The organism is Kitasatospora sp. NPDC043949 (genome assembly GCF_056435365.1).
Genome location: NZ_JBWKEQ010000016.1, coordinates 133708 through 156259 on the forward strand (window position 1 = coordinate 133708; position 22552 = coordinate 156259).

At 72.0% G+C, this 22552-nt stretch carries 23 protein-coding genes; 9 read left to right on the top strand and 14 right to left on the bottom strand.

Annotation, left to right across the window (positions count from 1 at the left end; translation table 11 throughout):
• Positions 1–214 precede the first annotated feature (214 nt).
• From AC07AL_RS16070 to AC07AL_RS16090, 5 genes are all read left to right on the top strand, one after another.
• Positions 215–820, top strand: coding sequence for a TlpA family protein disulfide reductase (locus AC07AL_RS16070; protein ID WP_363617831.1), 606 nt, complete (start codon positions 215–217; stop codon positions 818–820).
• On the top strand, positions 817–1590 hold the full coding sequence (locus AC07AL_RS16075; protein WP_363579941.1) for a cytochrome c biogenesis CcdA family protein: 774 nt from the start codon (positions 817–819) through the stop codon (positions 1588–1590). The genes AC07AL_RS16070 and AC07AL_RS16075 overlap by 4 nt, the downstream gene beginning before the upstream one ends.
• Positions 1587–3389, top strand: a complete 1803-nt coding sequence (gene resB, locus AC07AL_RS16080; RefSeq protein ID WP_478317675.1) for a cytochrome c biogenesis protein ResB — start codon at positions 1587–1589, stop codon at positions 3387–3389. Before AC07AL_RS16075 ends, resB begins: the two co-directional genes overlap by 4 nt.
• 3 nt (positions 3390–3392) lie before the next feature.
• Positions 3393–4517: a c-type cytochrome biogenesis protein CcsB gene (gene ccsB / locus AC07AL_RS16085; RefSeq protein ID WP_063348874.1), complete on the top strand. Its 1125-nt coding sequence runs from the start codon at positions 3393–3395 to the stop codon at positions 4515–4517.
• A 140-nt stretch (positions 4518–4657) separates the two neighbouring features.
• The gene (locus AC07AL_RS16090; protein WP_363579943.1) at positions 4658–5044 is read left to right on the top strand and encodes a hypothetical protein; all 387 of its coding nucleotides are present in this window, start codon (positions 4658–4660) and stop codon (positions 5042–5044) included.
• Between the two features lie 43 nt (positions 5045–5087).
• Here AC07AL_RS16090 and AC07AL_RS16095 read toward each other — a convergent pair whose 3' ends face one another.
• Complete coding sequence (locus AC07AL_RS16095) at positions 5088–6206, bottom strand: ScbA/BarX family gamma-butyrolactone biosynthesis protein (RefSeq protein WP_363579944.1); 1119 nt, start codon at positions 6204–6206, stop codon at positions 5088–5090.
• Between the two features lie 350 nt (positions 6207–6556).
• Between AC07AL_RS16095 and AC07AL_RS16100 the strand changes: the two genes are divergently transcribed.
• A complete protein-coding gene (locus AC07AL_RS16100) occupies positions 6557–7219 on the top strand; it encodes a ScbR family autoregulator-binding transcription factor (protein WP_363579945.1) in 663 nt (220 codons plus the stop codon).
• A 65-nt stretch (positions 7220–7284) separates the two neighbouring features.
• Here the strand turns inward: AC07AL_RS16100 and AC07AL_RS16105 are convergent, their stop codons facing one another.
• The 4 genes from AC07AL_RS16105 to AC07AL_RS16120 all read right to left on the bottom strand — a co-directional run bounded on the left by AC07AL_RS16105 (position 7285) and on the right by AC07AL_RS16120 (position 10882).
• Complete coding sequence (locus tag AC07AL_RS16105) at positions 7285–7902, bottom strand: ScbR family autoregulator-binding transcription factor (RefSeq protein ID WP_350878465.1); 618 nt, start codon at positions 7900–7902, stop codon at positions 7285–7287.
• A gap of 226 nt (positions 7903–8128) precedes the next feature.
• Complete coding sequence (locus AC07AL_RS16110; RefSeq protein WP_063348879.1) at positions 8129–8338, bottom strand: acyl-CoA carboxylase subunit epsilon; 210 nt, start codon at positions 8336–8338, stop codon at positions 8129–8131.
• A gap of 83 nt (positions 8339–8421) precedes the next feature.
• Positions 8422–10023 carry an acyl-CoA carboxylase subunit beta gene (locus AC07AL_RS16115; protein ID WP_063348880.1) on the bottom strand — a complete coding sequence of 534 codons (1602 nt, stop codon included), beginning with the start codon at positions 10021–10023 and terminating at the stop codon, positions 8422–8424.
• A gap of 451 nt (positions 10024–10474) precedes the next feature.
• The gene (locus AC07AL_RS16120) at positions 10475–10882 is read right to left on the bottom strand and encodes a PLD nuclease N-terminal domain-containing protein (protein WP_363579946.1); all 408 of its coding nucleotides are present in this window, start codon (positions 10880–10882) and stop codon (positions 10475–10477) included.
• A gap of 90 nt (positions 10883–10972) precedes the next feature.
• On the opposite strand from AC07AL_RS16120, the gene AC07AL_RS16125 reads away from it, so the two are divergent.
• Together AC07AL_RS16125 and mqnP are read left to right on the top strand one after the other, a co-directional pair.
• Positions 10973–12430, top strand: coding sequence for a menaquinone biosynthesis decarboxylase (locus AC07AL_RS16125; RefSeq protein WP_363579947.1), 1458 nt, complete (start codon positions 10973–10975; stop codon positions 12428–12430).
• Positions 12431–12512: 82 nt separating this feature from the next.
• Positions 12513–13409 carry a menaquinone biosynthesis prenyltransferase MqnP gene (gene mqnP / locus AC07AL_RS16130; RefSeq protein WP_363579948.1) on the top strand — a complete coding sequence of 299 codons (897 nt, stop codon included), beginning with the start codon at positions 12513–12515 and terminating at the stop codon, positions 13407–13409.
• Between the two features lie 48 nt (positions 13410–13457).
• Here mqnP and AC07AL_RS16135 read toward each other — a convergent pair whose 3' ends face one another.
• The 6 genes from AC07AL_RS16135 to AC07AL_RS16160 all read right to left on the bottom strand — a co-directional run bounded on the left by AC07AL_RS16135 (position 13458) and on the right by AC07AL_RS16160 (position 17657).
• A complete protein-coding gene (locus AC07AL_RS16135; protein ID WP_363629291.1) occupies positions 13458–13715 on the bottom strand; it encodes a hypothetical protein in 258 nt (85 codons plus the stop codon).
• On the bottom strand, positions 13712–14062 hold the full coding sequence (locus tag AC07AL_RS16140; protein ID WP_363579950.1) for a hypothetical protein: 351 nt from the start codon (positions 14060–14062) through the stop codon (positions 13712–13714). Before AC07AL_RS16140 ends, AC07AL_RS16135 begins: the two co-directional genes overlap by 4 nt.
• Positions 14063–14098: 36 nt before the next feature.
• Entirely contained in the window at positions 14099–14890 is a 792-nt protein-coding gene (locus tag AC07AL_RS16145; protein WP_363629293.1) for a Rossmann-fold NAD(P)-binding domain-containing protein, read from the bottom strand.
• Between the two features lie 207 nt (positions 14891–15097).
• Positions 15098–15493: a glycine cleavage system protein GcvH gene (gcvH, locus tag AC07AL_RS16150; RefSeq protein ID WP_363629295.1), complete on the bottom strand. Its 396-nt coding sequence runs from the start codon at positions 15491–15493 to the stop codon at positions 15098–15100.
• A gap of 116 nt (positions 15494–15609) precedes the next feature.
• A complete protein-coding gene (locus tag AC07AL_RS16155) occupies positions 15610–16365 on the bottom strand; it encodes an alpha/beta fold hydrolase (RefSeq protein ID WP_363579953.1) in 756 nt (251 codons plus the stop codon).
• A gap of 65 nt (positions 16366–16430) precedes the next feature.
• Positions 16431–17657 (bottom strand): FAD-dependent oxidoreductase, encoded by a 1227-nt coding sequence (locus tag AC07AL_RS16160; protein WP_363629296.1) that lies wholly within the window; start codon positions 17655–17657, stop codon positions 16431–16433.
• Positions 17658–17759: 102 nt separating this feature from the next.
• On the opposite strand from AC07AL_RS16160, the gene AC07AL_RS16165 reads away from it, so the two are divergent.
• Positions 17760–18533: a TetR/AcrR family transcriptional regulator gene (locus tag AC07AL_RS16165; RefSeq protein WP_363579955.1), complete on the top strand. Its 774-nt coding sequence runs from the start codon at positions 17760–17762 to the stop codon at positions 18531–18533.
• Positions 18534–18638: 105 nt separating this feature from the next.
• Here AC07AL_RS16165 and AC07AL_RS16170 read toward each other — a convergent pair whose 3' ends face one another.
• The 3 genes from AC07AL_RS16170 to AC07AL_RS16180 form a co-directional block, all read right to left on the bottom strand.
• Positions 18639–20666 (bottom strand): hypothetical protein, encoded by a 2028-nt coding sequence (locus AC07AL_RS16170; protein ID WP_478317672.1) that lies wholly within the window; start codon positions 20664–20666, stop codon positions 18639–18641.
• Positions 20667–20914: 248 nt separating this feature from the next.
• A complete protein-coding gene (locus AC07AL_RS16175) occupies positions 20915–21625 on the bottom strand; it encodes an MOSC domain-containing protein (RefSeq protein WP_363579957.1) in 711 nt (236 codons plus the stop codon).
• 128 nt (positions 21626–21753) lie between these two features.
• A complete protein-coding gene (locus AC07AL_RS16180) occupies positions 21754–22497 on the bottom strand; it encodes a cyclase family protein (protein ID WP_363617857.1) in 744 nt (247 codons plus the stop codon).
• Positions 22498–22552: the final 55 nt, after the last annotated feature.

Below are 22552 nucleotides of genomic sequence, written 5' to 3' on the forward strand. Positions count from 1 at the left end.
CCCCACCTACATTTCCGGTGCCCGTTATCGGGGGGGGGTTTCTTCGCCCCCCTCGACCCCCCCCCCCCCCCCCCCTCCCTTCTTCCCCCCCCCCCCCCCCCCCCCCCCCCCCCCCCCCCCCGACTCCGTCACAGGTCAGAGGGGGTGCGACGCGCTAGGGAGGACCCCGGCGAACCTGCCCGGAACTCCATGCGAAACTTTTCACATGTCTGCCATGGCGCGCCCCCGTCCCCGTGTCGCCGCAGCTGCCGCCACTGTCGCCGCCGCTGCGCTCGTCCTCACCGGCTGTTCGTCCTCGGGCTCGTCGGGCAGCGGCGAAGGCCAGGTCGGCTTCGTCACCGTCAAGGGGACCAACCTGTCGAAGGTGGACACCGGCAAGCGCGGGAGCGCACCGGACATCTCCGGGGAGACCCTGGACGGCGGCCAGACCAAGCTCTCGGACTACCACGGCAAGGTCGTGGTGCTGAACGTCTGGGGCTCCTGGTGCGGGCCGTGCCGGGCCGAGGCGAAGAGCCTCCAGGCCGTCTCGGAGAAGTACAAGGACCAGGGCGTCCAGTTCCTCGGCGTCAACACCCGGGACAGCGACAAGACCAACGCCGTCCGCTTCGAGCAGGAGCAGGGCGTCACCTACCCGAGCATCTTCGACCCGGCGGGCACCCAGCTGCTCAAGTTCCCCAAGGGCAGCCTCAGCCTGCAGTCGCTCCCGACCACCCTGATCGTCGACCGCGACGGCAAGCTGGCCGCCCGCGCCGTCGGCGGCACGACCCAGGACGCGCTGGAGTCGATCCTCCAGCCGGTGGTCGCGGAGCCGAAGCAGTGAGCCTGCCGCTACAGCTCGCCGACAACACCGGGACCCTCCAGAGCGGGGCACTGCTGGTGGCCGCGCCGATCGCGCTGGCGGCCGGGCTGGTGTCGTTCTTCTCGCCCTGCGTGCTGCCGCTCGTCCCCGGCTACCTGTCGTACGTGACCGGCTTCTCCGCCGCCGACCTCGCGGACGCCCGCGGTGCGCGGCGCGGCCGGATGCTGCTCGGGGCGACGCTGTTCATCCTCGGCTTCACCGCGGTGTTCGTCTCGGGCGGGGCGCTGTTCGGCCAGTTCGGCGACACCCTCCAGGCGCACAAGCGGGTCATCTCGATCGTGCTCGGCGCGCTGACCATCGTGATGGGCCTCGCCTTCATGGGCCTCGTCCCCGGCCTGAGCATGCGCGAGGTGCGCTCCCACCGCCGCCCGGCGGTCGGCCTGCTGGGCGCCCCGCTGCTCGGCATGGTGTTCGGCGTCGGCTGGACGCCCTGCATCGGCCCGACCCTGGCGACCGTCCAGAACCTGGCCCTGAACCAGGCCGACGCGGAGCGCGGCGCCCTGCTGATGACCTTCTACTGCCTGGGACTGGGCGTACCGTTCATCGTGGCCGCGCTGGCCTTCCGCCGGGCCCTGGGTGCCTTCGGCTGGGTCAAGCGGCACTACCCGCTCGTCATGCGGATCGGCGGCGGCATGCTCGTCGCGGTCGGTCTGCTGCTCGTCACCGGCATCTGGGACTCGACGATGAGCGAACTGCAGTCCTGGACCGCCGACTTCTCGATCGGAATCTGACCGTGAGCAAGACCACGACCGAGGCCGAGCTGCCCCCGGCGCCGGACGACGCGGCCGCCGAGCGGCTCAGCAGCGCGCCGGTCGAGTCCGAGGGCCCCACCGGCATAGGGGTCCTGGGCTGGGCGCGCTGGATGTGGCGCCAGCTGACCTCGATGCGGGTCGCGCTGATCCTGCTCTTCCTGCTGTCGCTGGCCGCCATCCCGGGCTCGCTGATCCCGCAGTACCAGAACGGCCAGGGCCTGCTCAAGGTCGAGGCGTGGAAGACGCACCACACCACGGTCGCGCCGATCTACGAGAAGCTCCAACTGTTCGACGTCTACAGCTCGGTCTGGTTCTCCGCGATCTACATCCTGCTGTTCGTCTCGCTGGCCGGCTGCATCGTCCCGCGCACCTGGCAGTTCGTCGGCGTGCTGCGGGCCCAGCCGCCGGCCGCGCCGCGCAACCTGACCCGGATGCCGGTCTACGCGGTCTGGCGCACCGAGGCGGACGCCGACGCGGTGAACGCCGCCGCCCACCGGCTGCTGCGCAAGCGCCGGTTCCGCGCCAACCTGGCCGGCGGCTCGGTGGCCGCCGAGAAGGGCTACCTGCGCGAGGTCGGCAACCTGCTCTTCCACATGTCGCTGTTCGCGCTGCTCGGCGGCTTCGCCTGGGCCAGCCTGGCGTCCGGCACCGGCGGCAAGCTGATGGTCGAGGGCGAGGGCTACTCCAACACCATCACCCAGCTCGACGACTTCAACGGCACGCGGTTCTACGGCACCGAGGACCTCGACCCCTTCTACCTGAAGCTGAACGGCTTCACCGCCAAGTTCCAGGACAAGGGCGACCAGATCGGCGCCGCCCGGCAGTTCACCGCGAACGTCGAGTACACGGCGGGCGAGGACACCTCGAAGCTCAAGCAGGGCACGATCGAGGTCAACCACCCGCTGGAGATCGGCGGCAGCAAGGTCTTCCTGATCGGCCACGGCTACGCCCCGGTCATCACCGTCAAGAACGGCAAGGGCGACGTCGTCTACCGGGGTGCCGTGCCGTTCCTGCCGCAGGACAGCAACCTGACCTCGACCGGTGTCGTGAAGGTCTCCGACTACGGCGCTGGCCCGGACGGCAACCCGACCCAGATGGGCTTCTCCGGCTTCTTCCTGCCGACCGCGCCGCTGAGCTTCGAGGGCACCGGCCCGGTCTCGCTCTACCCCGGCGACGCCGCCCCCGAGCTGGTGCTGAACGCCTTCGCGGGCGACCTGGGCACCGACTCCGGCCTGCCGCAGAACATCTACCAGCTCAACGACCGGAAGCTGACCCAGCTGACCCAGGACGGCCAGCCCGCCAAGGCCCGGCTCAAGCCCGGCCAGGCCTGGGACCTGCCGGACGGCTACGGCAGCGTCACCTTCGAGGGCTACAAGCAGTGGGCCAGCTTCAACGTCTCGCACCGCCCGGGCAACACGATCGCCCTGACCGGTGCGGTGCTGGCGATCCTCGGCCTGATCGGCTCGCTGTTCGTGCAGCGCCGCCGGATCTGGGTGCGCGCGGTCGCCCTGCCGGGCGGCGGCACCCAGGTGGAGCTGGCCGGTCTGGCCCGCAGTGAGTCGGCGAAGATCGCCGAGGAGCTGGCCGAACTCGCGGTGGACCTCCAGGACGACGCCCCGGCGTCGGAGGACGAGGACGACGCCGCACCCGAAGGCCCCGCGCCCGAGGATCCCGAAGCCGAGGACCCCGCAGCCGAGGCCCCCGGACCCGAGGCCGCCGCGGCTTCGGACGCACCCGCAGAACCCGCAGTCCCTGCCGACCAGAACTCCAAGGAGTAGACGGTGCATCTCGCCTCGGGGGTCGACCCACAGCTGGCCGACCTCTCCAACAAGCTGATCTATTCGGCGATGGTGGTCTACACGCTCGCCATGTTCGCCCACATGATCGAGTGGACCTTCGGCAGCAAGGGCGCCGTCGCCGTCCGCTCGACGGAGCAGTCGGGCAGCCTGTCCGAGACCGTCGCCGGCACCAAGGGCGCGAAGAAGGTCACCGTCACCGTGGCGGGGGCCGGCGGCGGCACCACCACGCTCACCCGCACCGCCCTGGCGGGCGAGGGCGCGACGGTGGTCACCAGCGGGCGCGGCGCGGACGAGGAGGACGGTCCGGGCGCGGCCGGCAACAGCACCCGGGCCGACCTGGCCGGCCGGATCGCGGTCTCGCTCACCGTGCTGGGTGCCCTGCTGCACGCCGGCGGCATCGTCACCCGCGGCCTCTCGGTCTCCCGCTGGCCGTGGGGCAACATGTACGAGTTCTCCTGCGCCTTCGCCTTCGCCATGACGGCGGCGTACCTGGTGCTGCTGGCCTCGAAGAAGAACGTCCGCTGGCTCGGCCTGCCGGTCGTGCTCGCGGGGCTGCTGACCCTCGGCATCGCCACCACGGTGCTCTACACCGACTCCGAGCAGCTCGTCCCGGCGCTGCACTCGCCGTGGCTGGCGATCCACGTCTCGACCGCGATCTTCTGCGGCGGCGCCTTCTACGCGGCGTTCATCGCCACGCTGCTGTACCTCGGCAAGGACTCCTTCGACAAGCGGATCGCGGCCGGCCTGACCACCGGCCCGCTGGGCACCCCGGCGTCGGTCTGGCGCCGGCTGCCCGCCGCGTCCACCTTCGACAAGCTGTCCTACCGGATCAACGCCCTGGTCTTCCCGCTCTGGACCTTCACCATCATCGCGGGCGCGATCTGGGCCGAGGCGGCCTGGGGCAAGTACTGGGAGTGGGACCCGAAGGAGACCTGGTCGTTCATCACCTGGGTCGCCTACGCCTGCTACCTGCACGCCCGCGCGACGGCCGGCTGGAAGGGCCGCAAGGCGGCCTACCTGGCGCTGGCGGCCTTCGCCTGCTGGCTCTTCAACTACTACGGCGTGAACATCTTCGTCACCGGCAAGCACTCCTACGCGGGGATCTGACCGGGGCACACAGTCACCCACCGGCCCGGCTCTCCGCAGAAGGTAGCCGGGCCGAGGTGCGACAGGGGTAGTTCGTGCCGGCCGCCGGCCGGCACGGGGAGGAACGAGGAGGAAATCGCGCAATGGAGTGCGACGAGGTCATGCTGACCGTCCGAATCACCGCCGCCGAGCGCACGTTGCTCCGCCGGCTCGCCCAGGGACACCGCAGCGACGTGTCCGAGGTGGTGGCCGATGGCCTGCTGGACATCATCCCCACGCTCAGCTCGCCGGTGGACGCCTACCGCCTGCTGGGCGCCCTGGCGGCGCCGGCGCCGTGCGCGCTGACGGTCTGGCTGCCGACCCCGCTGGCCGACCTGCTGGTGCCCGGCGCGGCGCGGATCGCGCAGGTCACCGAGGTCCGGATCGAGTCGGCCAGCGCGATGCTGGGCGCGGCGCTGCGGCTCTGGCTGGCCCAGGACCCGGTCCGGCTGGCCACCAACCTCAGCGTGATGCACGCCGGTCGGCCGTCGGCGCTGGTCGCCGCCTAGCGGGCGGTCGAGGGGGCCCAGGGGGCGCTCGGGGGAGGCCGGTTCAACTGGCCAGTGGCAGCCGGGGGCTGCCGATGCCCTGGCCGGCGGGGCGGTCGTCGAAGGCCTCCCGCCGGGCGGGCACCGTCGGCGGCTCTCCCGGTCTGTCGCCCGGTCTGTCACCCCGCCTGTCGGCCGGCCTGTCCGCCGATCCGTCGGCGGGCCCGTCGATCGGTTCGGTGAGCAGCCGGCAGTCGGCCGCCGTCCGCCCGTCCTGGACCAGCAGCACCCGGACGGGCAGCCGGCGGCCGTCCGGCGCCTGTTCGTGGACCGCCTGGACGAGGCAGGGCCGGTCCAGCTCGATGTAGTGGTCGAAGGACGTCACCAGCTCGACCGGCACCACCGGTTCGGGGTGGCGCAGCCGCTGGGCGGCCTGCCGGGCGGCCTCCAGCACCAGCATCCCGGGCACGTGGTCCAGCTCGTGGTCGAACAGCACCGGGTGCCCGGCGTCGGTGCGCAGCAGCCAGGTGTCGGGCCGCAGGGTGGGGCTGAGCACGACGTCCGTGGGCTGTGCGCGGCCGACCAGTTCGGGCGCGGTGGGCGCGGGCGGCCGGGGCAGGGTGGCGGCCCGCCGCTCGGGGCCGCGCAGCCGGGCGTAGGAGGCGGGGGAGACGACCCGCAACTGGCCGGAGCCGTGGCCGATCGGGTGGCCGTCCCGGGATATGTCGATGTGCACCCGCAGCGAGACCAGCCGCCCGTGCCGCATCCGGACGTCCTCGCAGCCGACCGCGAGCATCAGCGAGGCCGGTCCGGTGGTGACGGCCAGGCCGCGCAGGCCGTCCGGGCCGAGCGCGTAGGAGAGGTCCTCCATGACGAAGTGGTGGCCGCGCGGCACTCCGAAGCCGGCGTGGCCGATCAGCAGTCCGGCCTGCCGGATGGTCTCGGCCATCAGCACCGGGTCGTGGAAGCGGTCCCCGGGCAGGCGGTAGAAGGCGTGCAGCCGGGGCCACTGGGCGCCGAGCAGGAAGTCGTACGGACCGGTGGCCTGCCAGCCGGTGAGGAACACCTCGGACACCGAGGTGCGGTGCACCAGGTGGCGGGAGACGGTCCGCTCGTGGAAGTCGTAGCCGGGACCGGGGTGGGCGTACGGACCGTGGGCGTCCGGCTCTACGATCAATGGCATGACGGGCCCTACTCCAGGGTGGCGGTCGAGCGGCCGGTACGGCCGCCTGAAAGAAAACATACAGACCACCCGGTTTCTCTTCTGCGTCTGGGGTGGCCCCTGCCGCGCAGCCCGACGCGACCACGCTACCCGGCCTCTGGACTGGGGTAATGGCCGCCCAGGGGGTGGCAGGCCCGGGGCGGGGGTGCTCCCCACTGGACGGCGGGGTCGGCGAAGGAGCTAGATTAGATACCAACCATGCGGTTTCGGTCGGCGCCGTCCGCATGCGAGGCGTCGCCCCCAACGGCGGCGCGCTGACAGCAGCGGGGCGGGCGGGGGGAAACGCGTCCGGCCGAGTCCGGAGGGGCCCAGTGGTCAAGCAGGAACGCGCGGGGCGGACCAGGCGTGCCGTGCTGCTCGCCGCGGCGGACACGTTCGCCGGCGTGGGCTTCGAGGCCGCCAGCCTGGTCGACATCAGCCGCCGGGCCGGGGTGAGCAAGGGCGCCCTCTACTTCCACTTCGTCTCCAAGCAGGCCCTCGCCGACGGCGTGCGCGCCGCCGCCGGGCGCGAGATCGGCTCGGCCGCGCTGCGCGCCCTGCGCTCCGGCGGACCGGCCCTCCAGGGCCTGATCGACTTCTCGCACGAACTCGCCCGGCTGCTGCGCGAGGACGTGATGGTCCGGGCCGGCGTCCGGCTCGGCCGCCAGGGCCCACCCCGGGCCGACACCCCGGACGGCCCGCCCGGCGCGGACGCCGCCTGGCGCAGCCTCACCGCCGTCGTCCACCGGCTGCTGGACCGCGCCGCCGAGGCCGGCGAGCTGCGCCCCGGGCTGGACCGCCGGGCCGCCGCCGAACTGCTGACGACGATGGCGGCCGGCCAGGTGCTGCTCGCCGCCGAGGAGGCCGACCGGCCCGGGCCGGAGGCCGTCGGCCGGCTCTGGGCGGCCGCGCTGCCGGCCCTGGTGGCGGTGGAGCACTGCGCCGACTACCGGCTCCGAGCGGCCCTGGGCGGACAGCTCCGGCAAGCGCCCTGAGAAACGCCCGGGAGGCGTCGCGGGAGGTGCCCCGGAAGCGCCCGGCGTGATCCGGAGGAGAGCCCCTAGGAGGGCACGCGCTCGGCGACGCTCAGCCGGGCGAGCGCGTGCGGCTGGACCAGGCCGGGCAGCACCAGCGTCCACAGGTCGGACATCCGCTGGATCAGGTCCCGCCGGTCGGTCAGCACCTGGGAGCTCAGCTGGATCCCGGTGACGGCCCCGGTGATCACCCCGGCGGCGGCCGCCAGATCGATCCCCGGGTGGAGGTCCCCGGCGTCCCGGGCGCGTTCCAGCAGCCCGCGGGCCACGTCGGACCAGCCCTGGTAGGCGGCGATCTGCGGCTGGGTGAAGCTGCCGTGCTCGATCGTCAGCCGGATGCTGCCGCGCACCAGCGGGTCGTCCTGGAGGGCGTGGGCGAAGGCGTACCCGAGGTCGATCAGGGTCTGCACCGGGCTGTCCGAGGACGGCTGCCAGGTGCCCAGCCAGGCGCCCTGCCCCTCGATGACGGCGAGCGCCAGCTCCTCCTTGGAGCGGAAGTGGAAGTACAGCGCGCCCTTGGTGACACCGGCCCGGTCCAGGATCTCGGACATCGTGGCGGCGGCGTAGCCCCGCTCGTCGAACACCTCGGCCGCCGCGAGGAGTACCGTCTGGCGGGTCGCCAGCGCGCGGGCCTGCCTGGCCATCGCAGCCTCCCTGGATAGTTCTGGTCCATCGGCAGCGGCCGATCCTATGGGGGCCGACGGGGCGGCGGGCCGCATACCGTCCAGTAGGTATTCTACCGAGCCGCGCCGGGGCGGAGCGGACACCCGGTGGTCGGACCGGCCGGGCCCGGTGGTCCGGGCCGCCGGGAAGGCCGGAAGGCCGGCCACCCGGGTGGGGTGACCGGCCGTCGCGGGAGGTTCCGGGCCGTCAGGCGGCCTGCTGCCAGCTGACCGGCGAGTAGTAGGCCGGGCGGCGCTCCAGGCGCTGCCAGTTGGCGATCGGCTCGACCTGCGCGGTCGCGGCGGCCTGCTGCGCGACGGCCGCCCGGGCCATCAGCACGGCGGTGAGGGCGGCCAGCTCCTCGTCGGAGAGCGAGCCGCGGACGATACGGACGAGGGGTTCGGCGGAAGCAGTCATGGTCTGGTTTTCTCCCCCGGTGGCTTGTGGTGTGTGGTGGTCGCTCGGAACTGCGTGCTGCGGGCCGCGCGTGGGCGCGGGCGTTACATCGGCGGGTTGCCGTGCTTGCGGCTGGGCAGGTCGGCGTGCTTGGTGCGGAGCATGGCCAGGGCGGAGGCGATCACCTGGCGGGTCTCGGCGGGGTCGATGACGTCGTCGACGAGGCCGCGTTCGGCCGCGTAGTACGGGTGCATCAGTTCGTTCTTGTATTCCTTGATCTTCTGGGCGCGCATGGCGTCGGGGTCTTCGGCGGCGTTGATGTCGCGGCGGAAGATGACGTTGGCGGCGCCTTCGGCGCCCATGACGGCGATCTCGTTGGTGGGCCAGGCGTAGGAGAGGTCGGCGCCGATGGAGCGGGAGTCCATGACGATGTAGGCGCCGCCGTAGGCCTTGCGCAGGATGAGCTGGATGCGGGGCACGGTGGCGTTGCAGTAGGCGTAGAGGAGTTTGGCGCCGTGGCGGATGATGCCGTCGTGCTCCTGGTCGACGCCGGGCAGGAAGCCGGGGACGTCGAGCATGGTGACGAGGGGGATGTTGAAGGCGTCGCACATCTGGACGAAGCGGGCGGCCTTCTCGCTGGCGTTGATGTCGAGGACGCCGGCGAGGGACTGGGGCTGGTTGGCGATGATGCCGGTGACGTGGCCGTCGATGCGGGCCAGGACGCACAGGACGTTGGTGGCCCAGCGTTCGTGGACTTCGAGGTATTCGCCGTGGTCGACGATCTCCTCGATGACCTTGCGCATGTCGTAGGGGCGGTTGCCGTCGGCGGGGACGAGGTCGAGGAGGGTGTCGTTGCGGCGCTCGACGGGGTCGTCGTTGACGGCGGGGGGCGGCATCTCGCGGTTGTTCTGGGGGAGCAGGGAGAGGAGGTAGCGGACTTCCTCGATGCAGGACTGCTCGTCGTCGTAGACGAAGTGGGAGACGCCGGAGACGCCGGCGTGGACGTCGGCGCCGCCGAGGCCGTTCTGGGTGATCTTCTCGCCGGTGACGGCCTGGACGACGTCGGGTCCGGTGATGAACATCTGGGAGGTCTCGCGGACCATGAAGACGAAGTCGGTCAGCGCGGGGGAGTAGGCGGCGCCGCCGGCGCAGGGGCCGAGCATGACGGAGATCTGCGGGATGACGCCGGAGGCCTTGGTGTTGCGCTGGAAGATGCCGCCGTAGCCGGCGAGGGCGGTGACGCCCTCCTGGATGCGGGCGCCGGCGCCGTCGTTGAGGGAGACCAGGGGGGCTCCGGCCGCGATGGCCATGTCCATGATCTTGTGGATCTTCTGCGCGTGGGCCTCGCCCAGCGCGCCGCCGAAGATCCGGAAGTCGTGCGCGTAGGTGAAGACGGTCCGCCCGTGCACGGTGCCCCAGCCGACGATCACACCGTCGGTGTGCGGCTTCTTCGCCTCCAGGCCGAAGCCCTGGGCGCGGTGCCGGCGCAGCGGCTCGACCTCGCGGAAGGAGCCCTCGTCCAGCAGCAGGTCGATGCGCTCGCGGGCGGTCAGCTTGCCCTTCGCGTGCTGGGCCTCGGTGGCCTTCTCGCTGGGGCCGCGCCGCACCTTCTCGCGCAGTTCGTGCAGCTCGGCGACCCGCCCGCGGGCGTCGGCCGCGACCTCGGGGACCTCGCCGTCGACTGGCGCCTCATGCACAACCGTCATCTCGAACCACTCCAAGGGTGAGGGAACTGTCCGACAGCCAACGTCTGCTGTGCCCCCGGCTGCGAATCACTTTCTTCACTTATGACTGTACGAGGGGCCGTGCGTTGGTTTCGGCGTCGATTCCGTACAAGGTCAGGTCCGTTTAGATGTCAGGCCTGCACAGAAGGGGTGGTGTCGAAGCCGGAGCGCTGGGTGTCTGTTCGAATACCGGGGGCTGTCGGTCAGGTGATGGCCCGATGATCTGAACATGAAGAAAAGTGCAGGTCAGGGCTGTTGTTCAGTAATGTAGGGCGGCCCTCTTGCGCCTTGCTCAAGCCCCGCTCAAGTCCGGTCGGGCGCCGGTTCGGATCCGTGCTAGACGGCGCCGAGTCGTAGGGAAGCGCCAAAAACACCACAGCCCACCCGATGCCGTCCGGGTGGGCTGTCCGGGGGATGCCCCCAGTGGCTCCGATCAGCTCTTTCGGCCGTCCTCGGGCTCGTCCTCGCCCCGCAGCTCCTGCTCGCGGCGGCGCAAATCGGCCTCCCACTGCTTCAGCATGTCCTCGTGATCCTTGTCGCTCTTCTTCAACGAGGCGAGGAATTCGGGGTCGTCGTCCGGTGCGAGCGGGCGGCCGTCGCGCCGGACCGGCTGCCCCGGACGGCCGTCGGCGTCGTCGGGCGCCCCGGTCCGCAGGAGGCCGCGCTGCTTGCCGGCCACCAGCCAGGCGATCGGGCCCACCGGCGGGAACAGCAGCACGATGAGCACCCACACCGGCTTGGGCAGGTGCTTCACCTGGTCCTCGGGGGTGGTCAGGCAGTCGATGAACGCCCACACCCAGAGCGCGAGCGGAAGGATGATGGTCAGAAGAATTCTCAGCACGGCGGCGATCTCCCTGCGGGGCGGTCGGGGCGGGTGCCTTCCCGGGGCCCTTGACGGAGCCAGGCTATCCGGTGGCGGATACTGACAGGCATGGCATACGACGATCTCCGCTCGTTCCTGCGGGCACTCGACCGTGAGGGCGACCTCAAGCGCATCAAGGCAGAGGTGGACCCGCACCTGGAGATCGGCGAGATCGTCGACCGGGTCCAGAAGGCCAAGGGCCCCGCGCTGCTCTTCGAGAACGTCAAGGGCTCGTCGATGCCGCTCGCGATGAACGTCTTCGGCACCGAGCGGCGCCTCGCCAAGGCGCTCGGCCTCAAGGGCCCGGACGACATCTCGGAGAAGATCGCCGGCCTGCTCAAGCCCGAGCTGCCGCAGGGCTTCACCGGCTTCCGGGACGCCTTCGGCAAGCTCGCCTCGATGGCGCACGTGCCGCCCCGGCACGTGAAGTCCGGTGACGCGCCGGTCCAGGAGGTCGTGCTCACCGGCGACGACGTCAACCTGGACGAGCTGCCCGCCCTGTTCACCTGGCCGATGGACGGCGGCTCCTTCTTCAACCTGGGCCTCACCCACACCAAGGACCCGGACAGCGGCATCCGCAACCTCGGGCTCTACCGGCTCCAGCGGCACGACCGCCGCACCATCGGCATGCACTGGCAGATCCACAAGGACAGCCGCAACCACTACGCGGTGGCCGCGAAGCGCGGCGAGCGGCTGCCGGTCGCGATCGCCTTCGGCTGCCCGCCCGCCGTGACCTACGCGGCCACCGCGCCGCTGCCCGGCGACATCGACGAGTACCTGTTCGCCGGCTTCGTCGCCGGGGAGCGGGTGAAGATGGTCGACTGCAAGACCGTCCCGCTCCAGGTCCCGGCCGACGCCGAGGTGGTGCTGGAGGGCTGGCTGGAGCCCGGCGAGATGCTCCCCGAGGGCCCGTTCGGCGACCACACCGGCTTCTACACCCCGCAGGAGCCGTTCCCGGCGCTGAAGATCGACTGCGTGACGATGCGCCGCCGTCCGATCCTCCAGTCCATCGTGGTCGGCCGCCCGCCGACCGAGGACGGCCCGTTGGGCAAGTTCACCGAGCGGTTCTTCCTGCCGCTGCTGAAGATCATCATCCCGGACATCGTCGACTACGACCTGCCCGAGGCCGGCGGCTTCCACAACTGTGTGATCGTCTCGATCGACAAGAAGTACCCCAAGCACGCCCAGAAGACGATGCACGCCATCTGGGGCGCCCACATGATGTCGCTGACCAAGCTGATCATCGTGGTGGACTCCGACTGCGACGTGCACGACTACCAGGAGGTCGCCTGGCGGGCCTTCGGCAACGTCGACTACAGCCGCGACCTCACCGTCGTCGAGGGCCCGGTCGACCACCTCGACCACGCCTCCTACCAGCAGTTCTGGGGCGGCAAGGCCGGCATCGACGCGACCCGCAAGCTCCCCGAGGAGGGGTACACCCGGGACGGCGGGTGGCCCGAGATGGTCTCCTCGGACCCGGCCACCGCCGAACGAGTGACCCGTCGCTGGAAGGAATACGGACTGTGAGGAGATACGGCACTATGGGGTCGGACCAGACGCAGGGGGCTGCCGCTCCCCGCACCGGCGGGGGTCTCCCGGAGTACGGACTGTGAGCACCGCTGCGGTCGAGACGCCCGGGCGCACGAAGGCCTTCCTGCGCCTGGTGATGATCGAGCACTCGGTCTTCGCCCTGCCCTTCGCCTACACCGCCGCACTGACGGCCATGTTCCTCGCCGACAAGCGGGTGCACTGGGGCGAGCTGTTCATCGTCACCGTCTGCATGGTCGGCCTGCGCACCTTCGCCATGGCCGCCAACCGGATCATCGACCGCGAGATCGACGCCCGGAACCCGCGCACGGCCTCGCGCGAACTCGTCACGGGTGCGGTGTCGCTGAAGACGGCGTACGCCGGCTCGGCCGTGGCACTGATCGTCTTCCTCGGCGCGGCGGCGATGCTCAACCCGCTCTGCCTGGCGCTCGCGCCGGTCGCCGTCGTGCCGATGGTGGTCTACCCGTACGGCAAGCGCTTCACCGACTTCCCGCAGGCCATCCTGGGCCTCGCCCAGGCCATGGGCCCGGTCGGCGCCTGGCTCGCGGTGACCGGCACCTGGTCGTGGGACGCCCTCGTACTGGGTGTCGCGGTCGGCGTGTGGATCGGCGGCTTCGACCTCATCTACGCCTGCCAGGACGTCGAGTCCGACCGGCACGGCAAGGTGCGGTCGGTACCGGCCCGCTTCGGCATCCCGGCGGCCATCCGGGGCGCGCGGGTGTGCCACCTCGTGACGACGCTCCTGCTGGGGTGGTTCGCGCTCCGGACCCACGCCGGCGCGGCGTTCTGGGTCGGCCTGGTCGTCGTCGCGGGGGCGTTCGTCTACGAGCACACCATCGTCAAGCCGAACGACCTGTCGAAGCTGAACCGGGCCTTCTTCCAGACCAACGGCTTCGTGGGCATCTCGCTGTTCGCCTTCGCCCTGCTGGACCTGATCATCCGTGGGCTCGGGGTCTGAGCCCCGCGGAGTCACTTGCGTGGACCCTGTCGCCTTGGGAGACCTGGATCAGGTGAGCGGCGGGGTCAACTGGCAGACGACGACGAGTTCGAGTCGGGGGACGATGTAGTAAGTGATCAGTCCTCCGGCGACGTCGAGGCACTGCATGGGCTCGCCACTGCCCTCGTACGTGGTGCCATCCAGGTAGAGCGCTTCGGCTGCCCGAACCAGTTCGGCGGCCTTCTGCTCGACTGCCGAGAGGAAACTGGCCGGTGCCCCGCCGGTGACGTGCTCCTCGCCGGGCAGGTACTCCCAGCTCCAGCTCACCCGTTCACCGCCGAGAAGGCGGACCGGTACAGCACGGCGACCTCCGTGGCGTGTCGGCGGCACTCCTCAACGGTTGCGGCGTGGTTGGCCAGGTAGTTCTCCCGGTGGTAGGTCTGCGCCGTGGCCGGGACCCGCTCGATCTCCACCACGGTGGCCCAGTGGGCAACGAACGCGCGGATCGGGTTGACGCTGCCTGCCTCGATGGCCGCCGCCATGGCTCTGGTCTGCCCCTCCACCATCTCCGGAAGCCGGTCGGCAGCCACCACGGCGAGCGCGGCCTTGATCGCCGCGGGGGTCTTCTCAGGCCGAGGGATGAGTTCGGTTCCATTCGACACCGGCTGGCTCACAGGGCGCTCCTCTCGTCTCGTCCGAGCCTAGCCGGGTCAGCGGAACAGCGCGGCGTGATCCGTGGCCCAGGTGCGGAAGTTGCGGGGCGGGTGGCCGGTGAGGTCCTGGACCGTCGTGGTGGCCGGGTTCGGGGTGGTGATGCGGGCGTGGATGAAGTCCAGTGCGCTGTCGACGACCGCTCCGGGCCGGCCGGTGGCGGACATGCGGCGGCGGGCCGCCTCGCGGGGGATCTCCTGCCACTTCACCGGGCGGCCGGCGGCCTCGCCGATGATGTCCACCTGTTCCGCCTGGGTGGGGCACTCCGGGCCGGTGAGCAGATAGCGCGCGCCGTCGTGGCCGTCCTCGGTGAGGGCGCGGACGGCGACCGCCGCGATGTCCCGCTCGTCCACCGGGTTCAGTCCGGCCGCGCCGCCGTAGCCCTGCACGGCGCCCCCGGAGCGGATCTCCTCCGCCCACTGGAGCGCGGCGGTGAACCCGTGCGCCCGCAGCACCGTGTGCCGGACCCCGCTCCCGGCGAGCAGCGCCTCCACCTCGCCCTCGACCCGGACGGCCGTCGAGGAGAGGAGCACGACCCGCCCGACCTCCCGGGCCAGCACCCCCACCGCGTCCGCCGCCTCGTCCGCCGTGGGGAACGGCCACCCCAGCAGCACCGCTCCCGCCCCCTGGACCGCCGCCTCCAGCGATGCCGGGTCGAGCAGGGCCCGCTGAGTCAGCGTCCGCACCCGCACCCCGGCGGCGGCGAGCTGCAGCCCGACGTGTCGCTCGACCGCTCCGGGGGCGCCGACCGCCAGCACAGGCGACGTGCCATCAACTCGCTTCTCTGTCATGTCTCGAACGTAGGCGAGAAGTATGAGACGCCCCATGCGTGCGGGTCTCCGGTTCATGCGCCATCGTCTACCAGGCGCGCGCCAACTCGCGTGCGCCCCCGAGTGCTTCGCGCACCGACCTCGCCCTGGCCTCCGCCGACTGACCGGGTGCCGGCTGCGCACAGGAAGTCGGCGAGTCCGACTTCCTGTGCGCTCGGCCCGGGGCGGCTACTCCGAACGGTCGGAGATGAAGGCCTCGTACTGGGCGGCCGTGAGCAGCTGCTTCAGCTCGTCAGGCCTGGTGGCGGTGAGCTCGACGATCCAGCCGTCGCCGTACGGGTCCGTGTTGATCAGCTCGGGCTCGTCGCTCAGGCTCTCGTTCACCGCGGTGACCGTTCCGGTGAGCGGCATGAAGAGCTCGCTCACCGACTTGACCGACTCCACCGTGCCGAACGCTTCGTCGGATTCGAGCTGCTTTCCCCCGGTGGGGATGTCGACGAAGACGATGTCACCGAGCTGCTTCTGCGCGAAATCGGTGATGCCCACCTGGGCCTTGTCCTTGCCGGTGGTCCGCACCCACTCGTGGTCCTTGGTGTACTTGAGGTCTTTCGGGACGTTGGCCATGGAGATCTCCGCGAGGTCGAGGTGACTGCACTGACGGATCGTCAGTCATGCGGAGGAGCCTGCTACAGGTCCCCGCCCCTCACCGCGAAGCGCACCCGGTCGGGTGAAGGCGGGTGTCAGTTGTGCAGGAAGGACTCCAGTGAGGTGGCCAGCGCCACCGGCGTCTCGTACATCGGGTAGTGGCCGCTGCCGCCGAGCTCCTCCAGTTCGGCGTTGGGGTAGTGGGCGAGCCAGGTGCCGCGCATCACGTCGGCGGTCAGGGCGAGGTCGTGTGCGCCCACGATCACCTTGACGGGGACGGGGTTTCCGCTGATGCGGCGTTCCAGGTCGGCCGTCGCCCAGTCCCGCACGTACCCGCCGAAGGCCTCGGGCGTGGAGAGTCGGAGCGACTGGTCGACCATGCGGTCCAGCCAGACCCGGCCCGCCCGCTGCCCGGTGACCAGGTCGAGGATCGCGTACCGCTTCTCGCGGTCCTCGGCGGCGCCGTAGAACAGCGCCTCGCCGTCCGCGTCCAGCGGGTAGGCCCCGGCGGGGACGGGTGCCAGGCCGACGAGCTTGCGCACCCGCAGCGGCGCCTCGGCCAGCACCTGCTGCGCGGCCTTGCCGCCCATCGAGTGGCCGATCAGCGAGAAGCGGTCCCAGCCGAGTTGGTCGGCCAGGGCGAGCGTGTCGGCGGCGATCTCGGCGAGCGTGTAGGAGCCGGTGACGTCCTTGCGCTCCCCGTAGCCCCGGTAGTCGAGGAACGCGTAGCTGAAGGCCCTGCCGTCGAGGTAGTCGAGGAAGGGCCCCCAGCCCGCGCTGGTGCCGAACCAGTCGTGCAGGACCAGGACGTGGTGGTCGCCGGTGCCGGTCGAGCGGTGAGGGATCGTCATGCCCTCGGTCCTTCCCCGGAAGCCTCCCGCCCGAACGGCCGGTCTCCGGCCCGTACGGCGGCCGGCTACGCCGGGGGTCGTCGGGCGAAGGCCGGGGCGTGTTCGGGGCGGGGGCCGAAGGCGATCAGGCGGGAGATGCCCAGCCGGACCGCCGGGACGTGGCGGACGAGCGCGGCGAATCCCATCGGCGGGCCGGACCGCCGGCCGGTGAGCGCCGGGACGAACATCACGCCGTGCAGAATCCGCTGCAGCCGCTGGATGACCACGGTCGGCATCTGGCGCCGCCGTTGCACCCGGGCGAGTGCGGCGGTGGTCGGGCGGCCGCGCAGCAGCGGTTCGGCGAGCAGGGTGGCGGCCGCGACGGCGTCCTGGATGGCGAGGTTGATGCCCACCCCGCCGGCCGGGGACATCGCGTGGGCGGCGTCGCCGATCAGCAGCAGGCCGTCGGTGTACCAGCGGTCCAGCCGGTTGAGCCGGGCGTCGAGCATGTGGACGTCGTCCATGCCCGCCAACTGGTCGACGCGGTCGGCGTACTGGGGCAGCAGCCGGGCGATCCGCTCGCGGAAGCGTTCCACGCCCTCGGCGCGCAGCTGCGGGTCGGAGCCCTTGGGCTTGAAGTAGGCGATCTGGAAGTAGCCGTCGCGGGCGATGCTGAGGGCCAGTTCGCCGTTGCCGAAGCCGGCGACGAGGCTGGGCGGCGCGGCCTGCTCCTCCGCGTGCCGGGGCAGGCGGAACCACCAGACGTCGAAGGGCACCGGGTACTCCTCGGCCACCAGACCGGCCGCCTTGCGCAGGGTCGAGTGTCGGCCGTCGGTGCCGACGGTGAGGTCGGCGCGGAGCTCGCCCTGCTCGCCGTCCCGGGTGCGGTAGCGCACGCCGGCCACCCGGCCGTTCTCCTGGATCAGCCCGGTGGCCTCGGTGTTCATCCGCAGGGTGAAGGTGGGTTCCTGCCGGGCTTCCTCGACCAGGAAGTTGAGCAGGTCCCACTGCGGCATCATCGCGATGTAGTTGTACGGCGCGGGCAGTCGGTCGTAGGCGCTCAGCGGGACTTGGCCGACGCCGGGAACCGGCACCACCAGGTTGCCGAGCCGGCTCTGCGGCAGCGCGGCGAACTTCCGGCCGAGGCCGAGTTCGTCCATCAATCGCACGGTGGAGGCGTGGACGGTGTCGCCGCGGAAGTCCCGCAGGAAGTCCCCGTGCTTCTCCAGCACGGTCACCTCGACACCCGCCCGGGCCAGCAGCAGGCCCAACATCATTCCGGCCGGTCCGCCCCCGGAGATCACGACGCTCATGGCTCTCTCCCTTGCTGTGCTCGGTTGATCACCTTCCGTGTGGAACTTGCATTTACAGAGTCTCTGGAACTGTCTCAGGTGTCAAGTAGTATGCTGCTTCACATGAAGGATCTGGTGGCGGCCGCCCTCGCGGCGGCGAAGGACCGGGGCCAGGACGTCGCGGACGTTCCGCTGACGGCGATCGCCGCGACGGCCGGAATCTCCCGCAGTACCCTGCTGCGCAGGCTCGGCGGCTGCCGGGCACCGCTGGACGAGGCGGTCCGGCAGGCGGGCGTCGACCCGGGCGGACGGCCGCCGGTACGGGAGCGCGCGATCGCGGCGGCAGCCGGGCTGGTGGCCGAACGCGGCCTGGGCGGGGTCACCCTGGACGCCGTGGCGGACCGCGCCGAGTGCTCGCTGCCCAGCCTGCACACCGTCTTCGAGGGCCGGGACGGCCTGCTCACCGCCGTCTTCCTCCAGTACGGCCCGCTGCCGGACCTGGAAGCGCTCGCCGCGAACCCGCCGGAGTGCCTGGAGGACACCGTCCGGGCGCTCCACCGCGCCTTCGCCGCGGCCTTCGACCGCCGGCCCCGGGTCATGCCGGCGGTCTTCGCCGACCTGTTCGCCCGACCGGACGGCCCCGCCTCCCGGATGATGGCGGCCCACCTGCCGCGGCTGTTCGACGGCCTCGGCCGGCTGCTGCTGCCGTACATCGAGGCAGGACGGCTGCGTCCGCTGCCGCTCCCGGTGCTGGTCCAACTGCTGTTCGGCCCGCTGGTCAACCACATCCTGCTGCGGCCGGTCCTCGAACCGGCCCTCGGCGCCGGACTGCCCTCGCTGGAGGAGTCCATCGACCTCTTCGCCGAGACCTACCTGCGGGCGGTCGCCCTGCCGTAGCGGCGCCGGGGGACTGCCTGATCCGTTCCCAGGACGTGTCTCCCGGAAGCGCCGAGCCCCGGCTCGCCGGGCGAAGCCGGGGAGCCGGGGCTCGGACGGGGGCGGTCAGGCGCTGCGGCGGCGGCGCGCGACGAAGAGCGCGCCGATGCCGCTGACGAGCAGGGCGGCGGCGCCCGCCGCGGTCCTGATGACGCCGTCCGACCCGGTGTGGGCGAGCTGGCCGCCCGCCAGCTGGGTGGTGGTGCTGGTGGTGCCGGCGGTGTCGGTCTCGTCGGCGGTGCCGGTGGTGTAGGTGGTCCGGATGACGGGGCCGGTGTCGACGCCGGAGGTGTCGGCGGTCGCGGCGGTGAGCTGGATCGCGCTGCCCTGCGGGCCCGCGTCGGCGGCGTGGGCGGTGCCCTCGTTGATGAGGGCGGACGGGTTGACGGCGGTCTGGCCGACCTTGGCCTCGGCGGTGTAGGCGAGGCGGACGTGCTTGGTGATGGTCGCGCCTGCCGCGAGGCCGTCGTCGCTGAGGAGGTAGCGGGCGGGGCCGCCGGACTGGGGGCCCGGGGTGCCGGGCACGGTCTCCCAGGCGCCGTCGGCCTTCTGCATCTCCAGGACGCTGTGCGGGTCGACCCACAGGATGGTGGCGAGCTTGCCGAACCGGGAGGCGCTGGGGTTGTCGACGGTGACGTCGAACTCGACCGGGGCGCCGCCGACGACGGCGGTGGTCGGCGCGTTCCTGAGCTGGACGGCCAGCGACTTCACCGCGACGTCCTTGGTGGCCTCGGCGAGCACGGTGTCCTCGGCCGCCGGGTCGACGACGGCGGAGTAGAGCTTGGTCGGCTGGTTGTAGCCGCCCGCGTCGTTGTTGCCCACGGCGGCGAGCCGCAGCTGGACGGTCCTGGTGGCGCCGGCGGGGACGGTCAGGCCGGTGACCTTGCCGCTGAAGTTGAAGGTCTTGTCGCTCTGCTTGAAGGTCAGCTCGACCGGCTTCCAGGTGCCGTCGGCGTCGCGGTACTCGATGGCGAACGCGTCGTGCACCCGGGCGTGCACGTTGCTCACGTTGAGCTTCAGGGTGAACGGGGCCTCGGCGGTGCCCGGGTTGGTGACGGTCTCGGAGAACTCGACGGGCTCGCCGCCGAACCCGATCGAGGACGGCTCCTGGACGGTCAGCGCCGGCTTGGTGGCGACCAGGGCGGCGGTGACGTCGATCGCGACGAACTGGGGGCCGACGATCGCCTGCATGGCCCCGCTGCCCTGGTCGACCATCGCCCACGGGTGGATGTAGGCCGTGCCGAGCGGGGCGTCGGCGGTGAACGCGAAGCGGACGTGCCGGGTGTCGCTGCTGCCGGCGGCGATGGTCCTGTCGTCGGTGAGGTGGTACGTGACCCGGTCGGAGCCCGGCTGGCTGCTGGGGGTGCCGGTGATGTTCTCCCAGGTGCCGTCGGCCTTCCGCACCTGGAGCGTGCTGTGCTTGTCCGCCTCCACGACCTTGTCGACGGTGGTGTAGCGCGAGGCGCTGGGGTTGGTCACGGTGACGTCGAACTCGACCGGGGCGCCGCCGGCGACGGCGGTGGTCGGCGCGTCCTTGACCTGCACGGTGAGGGCCTTGGCCGCGACCTGGTCGGTGCTCTCGGCGAGGACGGTGGTGCCGGTCGCATCGAGGACGGCGGAGCTGAGCGTGACGGTCGAGTCCTGGTTGGACCAGTAGGCGGCGAGCTCGGTGGTGAGGCGCAGCTGGACGGTCCTGGTGGCGCCGGCGGCGACGGTCAGGCCGGGGACGGTGTCGGCGACGGGCTTCCAGATGCCGTCCGCGTCGCGGTAGTCGACCTTGATGGCGTGCGTCGCGATGGGGCCCGCGCCGCTCGTGCCGATCCTCAGGGTGAACGAGGCCTCGGTGGTGCCGGGGTTCGTGATGGTCTCGGTGAACTCGACCGGCTGTCCGCCGCGGCCGACCGTCGCCGGCGCGTTGACCTTCAACGACGGCTTGTCGGCCGTGGCCGGCGCGGCGGGGGCGGTCGCGGCGGCCGGTGCCTGGGAGGCGTACGCGGCGGGGGAGGACAGCACCGCGCCGGTGGCCAGCAGCACGCCGAGGGTGGCGGCGGTGAGGACGGTGGAGCGGGAACGACGGGCGCGGACAGCAGGCAAGGAAATACCCCCCGGGGTGTTCTGCCGTCGGTATTTCAGCCGCCGGCCGGTACATGTGGTGGAAGTCGGACCCGAAGTTCGAGGGCGTCGCCCCCAGCGCCTCTCGCGGTCCGGGTTCGGCGGGCTTCCCCGCCTCTCACTGACATAGACGTGCGGCGGCCGCTGGGGTTGCAGCTGATCCAGAAGTTTTTTCGAAAATCTCTGAGACCGTCCTGACCTGCGGTTCTTCTCCCCAGCTCCCGCCGGTCTCAGTGCAGCGCGAGCTCGTCGCCCACGCTCAGCCGCCCGGGGGCGGCGACCTCGGCGAGGGCGTCGAGCCGGCCGTCGTGGGCGTGCACGATCGCCTTGAGGATCTCGGGGGCGTGCGGCAGCCCCGGCTGCGGGGCGCCGGTCATCGCGCAGCGCTCGCTGGAGCGGACGAAGGCGAGGCGGGCGCCGGTGCCGCCGTGGCCCTCCCGGCCGAACCAGCGGTCCTCGACGAAGGGCGGGGTGCCCGGGGGCGTCCGCAGCAGGATGTTGGGGCGGAACCGGCGCTCGTCGACCACCGTGAAGGGGGCGGCCTCGCGGACCCAGTCCAGGGTGGCGGTGGTGAGCACGCTGACCGGCAGCTGGTCGAAGTGGGAGACGGCGTCCTCGCGGGCGAGTTCGACGTCCTCGCGCTGGAGGTAGGCGCGCAGGAACGCGGCCGGGTCGGCGACCGGGCGGCCGAGCGGGTCGAACAGTTCGGGGCCGTCGATCCGGTGGCCGAGGCGGGCGGAGAGGCGGAGCAGGCCGTCCATCCGGCGGAAGCGGCGGGTGTTCTTGCCCGAGCCGAGCTTGCCGTCCGCGTCGCGGACGGCGTAGAGGCGGTCGCCGGCCAGGCCGCGCTCGTCCACCTCGACGAAGTCGAGCCGTTCGCCGCCGGTGGACTTCACGGGGTAGCGCCAGAGTCGCTCGATCACTCCGATGATCTCTGCCATGGGCGGACAGCGTAGCGGCGGCGCCGGGGGATGGTCTAGACCAAGTCCCGTGCGGCGACTGGCCGGAACGGCCCAGGGCGTGTCTTCAAACCCCCGTCGGCGCGCGGGCGGGGGCTTGAAGACAGGTCCTAGCCCAGCCGTGCCACCGCCCGGACCGGCGCACCGTCCGCCGCCGCCAGCCGCAGCGGGAACAGTGACACCTCGACCGGCCGCCCGGCCTCCTGGGCGTCCAGCAGCGCCCGCAGATCGGTCAGGTTCTCGGCGATCACCCCGCCGCCGGGCGCCCCCAGCAGCACCCGGTGCGCGGCGAGGGTCGGCTCGTCGGCGCCGGGCTGGTCGTGCTCGTCGGTGAGGTCCGCGAGCAGCGCGGCGACCGCCGGGTCGCCCGGGCCCGGGTCGGGGGTGGGGTCGACGCTCAGCGCGTCCACCCCGACGGTCCGCACCCCGGCGGCGACGATCGCCTCGGCGGCGTCCGCGGTCAGGCTGGGGTGCGCGAGGTAGGCGTCGGTGCCCCAGTGCCGGGCCCAGCCGGTGGCGAGCAGCAGGACGGACCCCTCGCCGACGCGCGCCAGAGCGGGCGCGAGCAGCTCGGGGGTGACGGCGGCCCGGGGCTCCAGCCCGCGCAGGTCGGCGAGCACCGCGGGCCCGGTGAACCGCTCCAGCGGCAGCCCGTCCAGGGTCGGCCAGGTGACGTCCACGTGGTACGGCGCGTCCACGTGCGTCCCGGACTGCGAGCCGAGGTGCAGGGCCAGCACGTTCACCCCGGCGGTGGCGGTGGTGAGAGCGGGCTCCAACAGGACGGCCGGATCGCCGGGGTAGACCGGCATCGCGGTGGTCACCTGATGGGTGAGGTCGACGAGGGTCGCTGCCATGCCCCCATCCTTCCAGGGGAGCCCGCGGATGAGGCCCGACCGGGTGAGTCCGGAT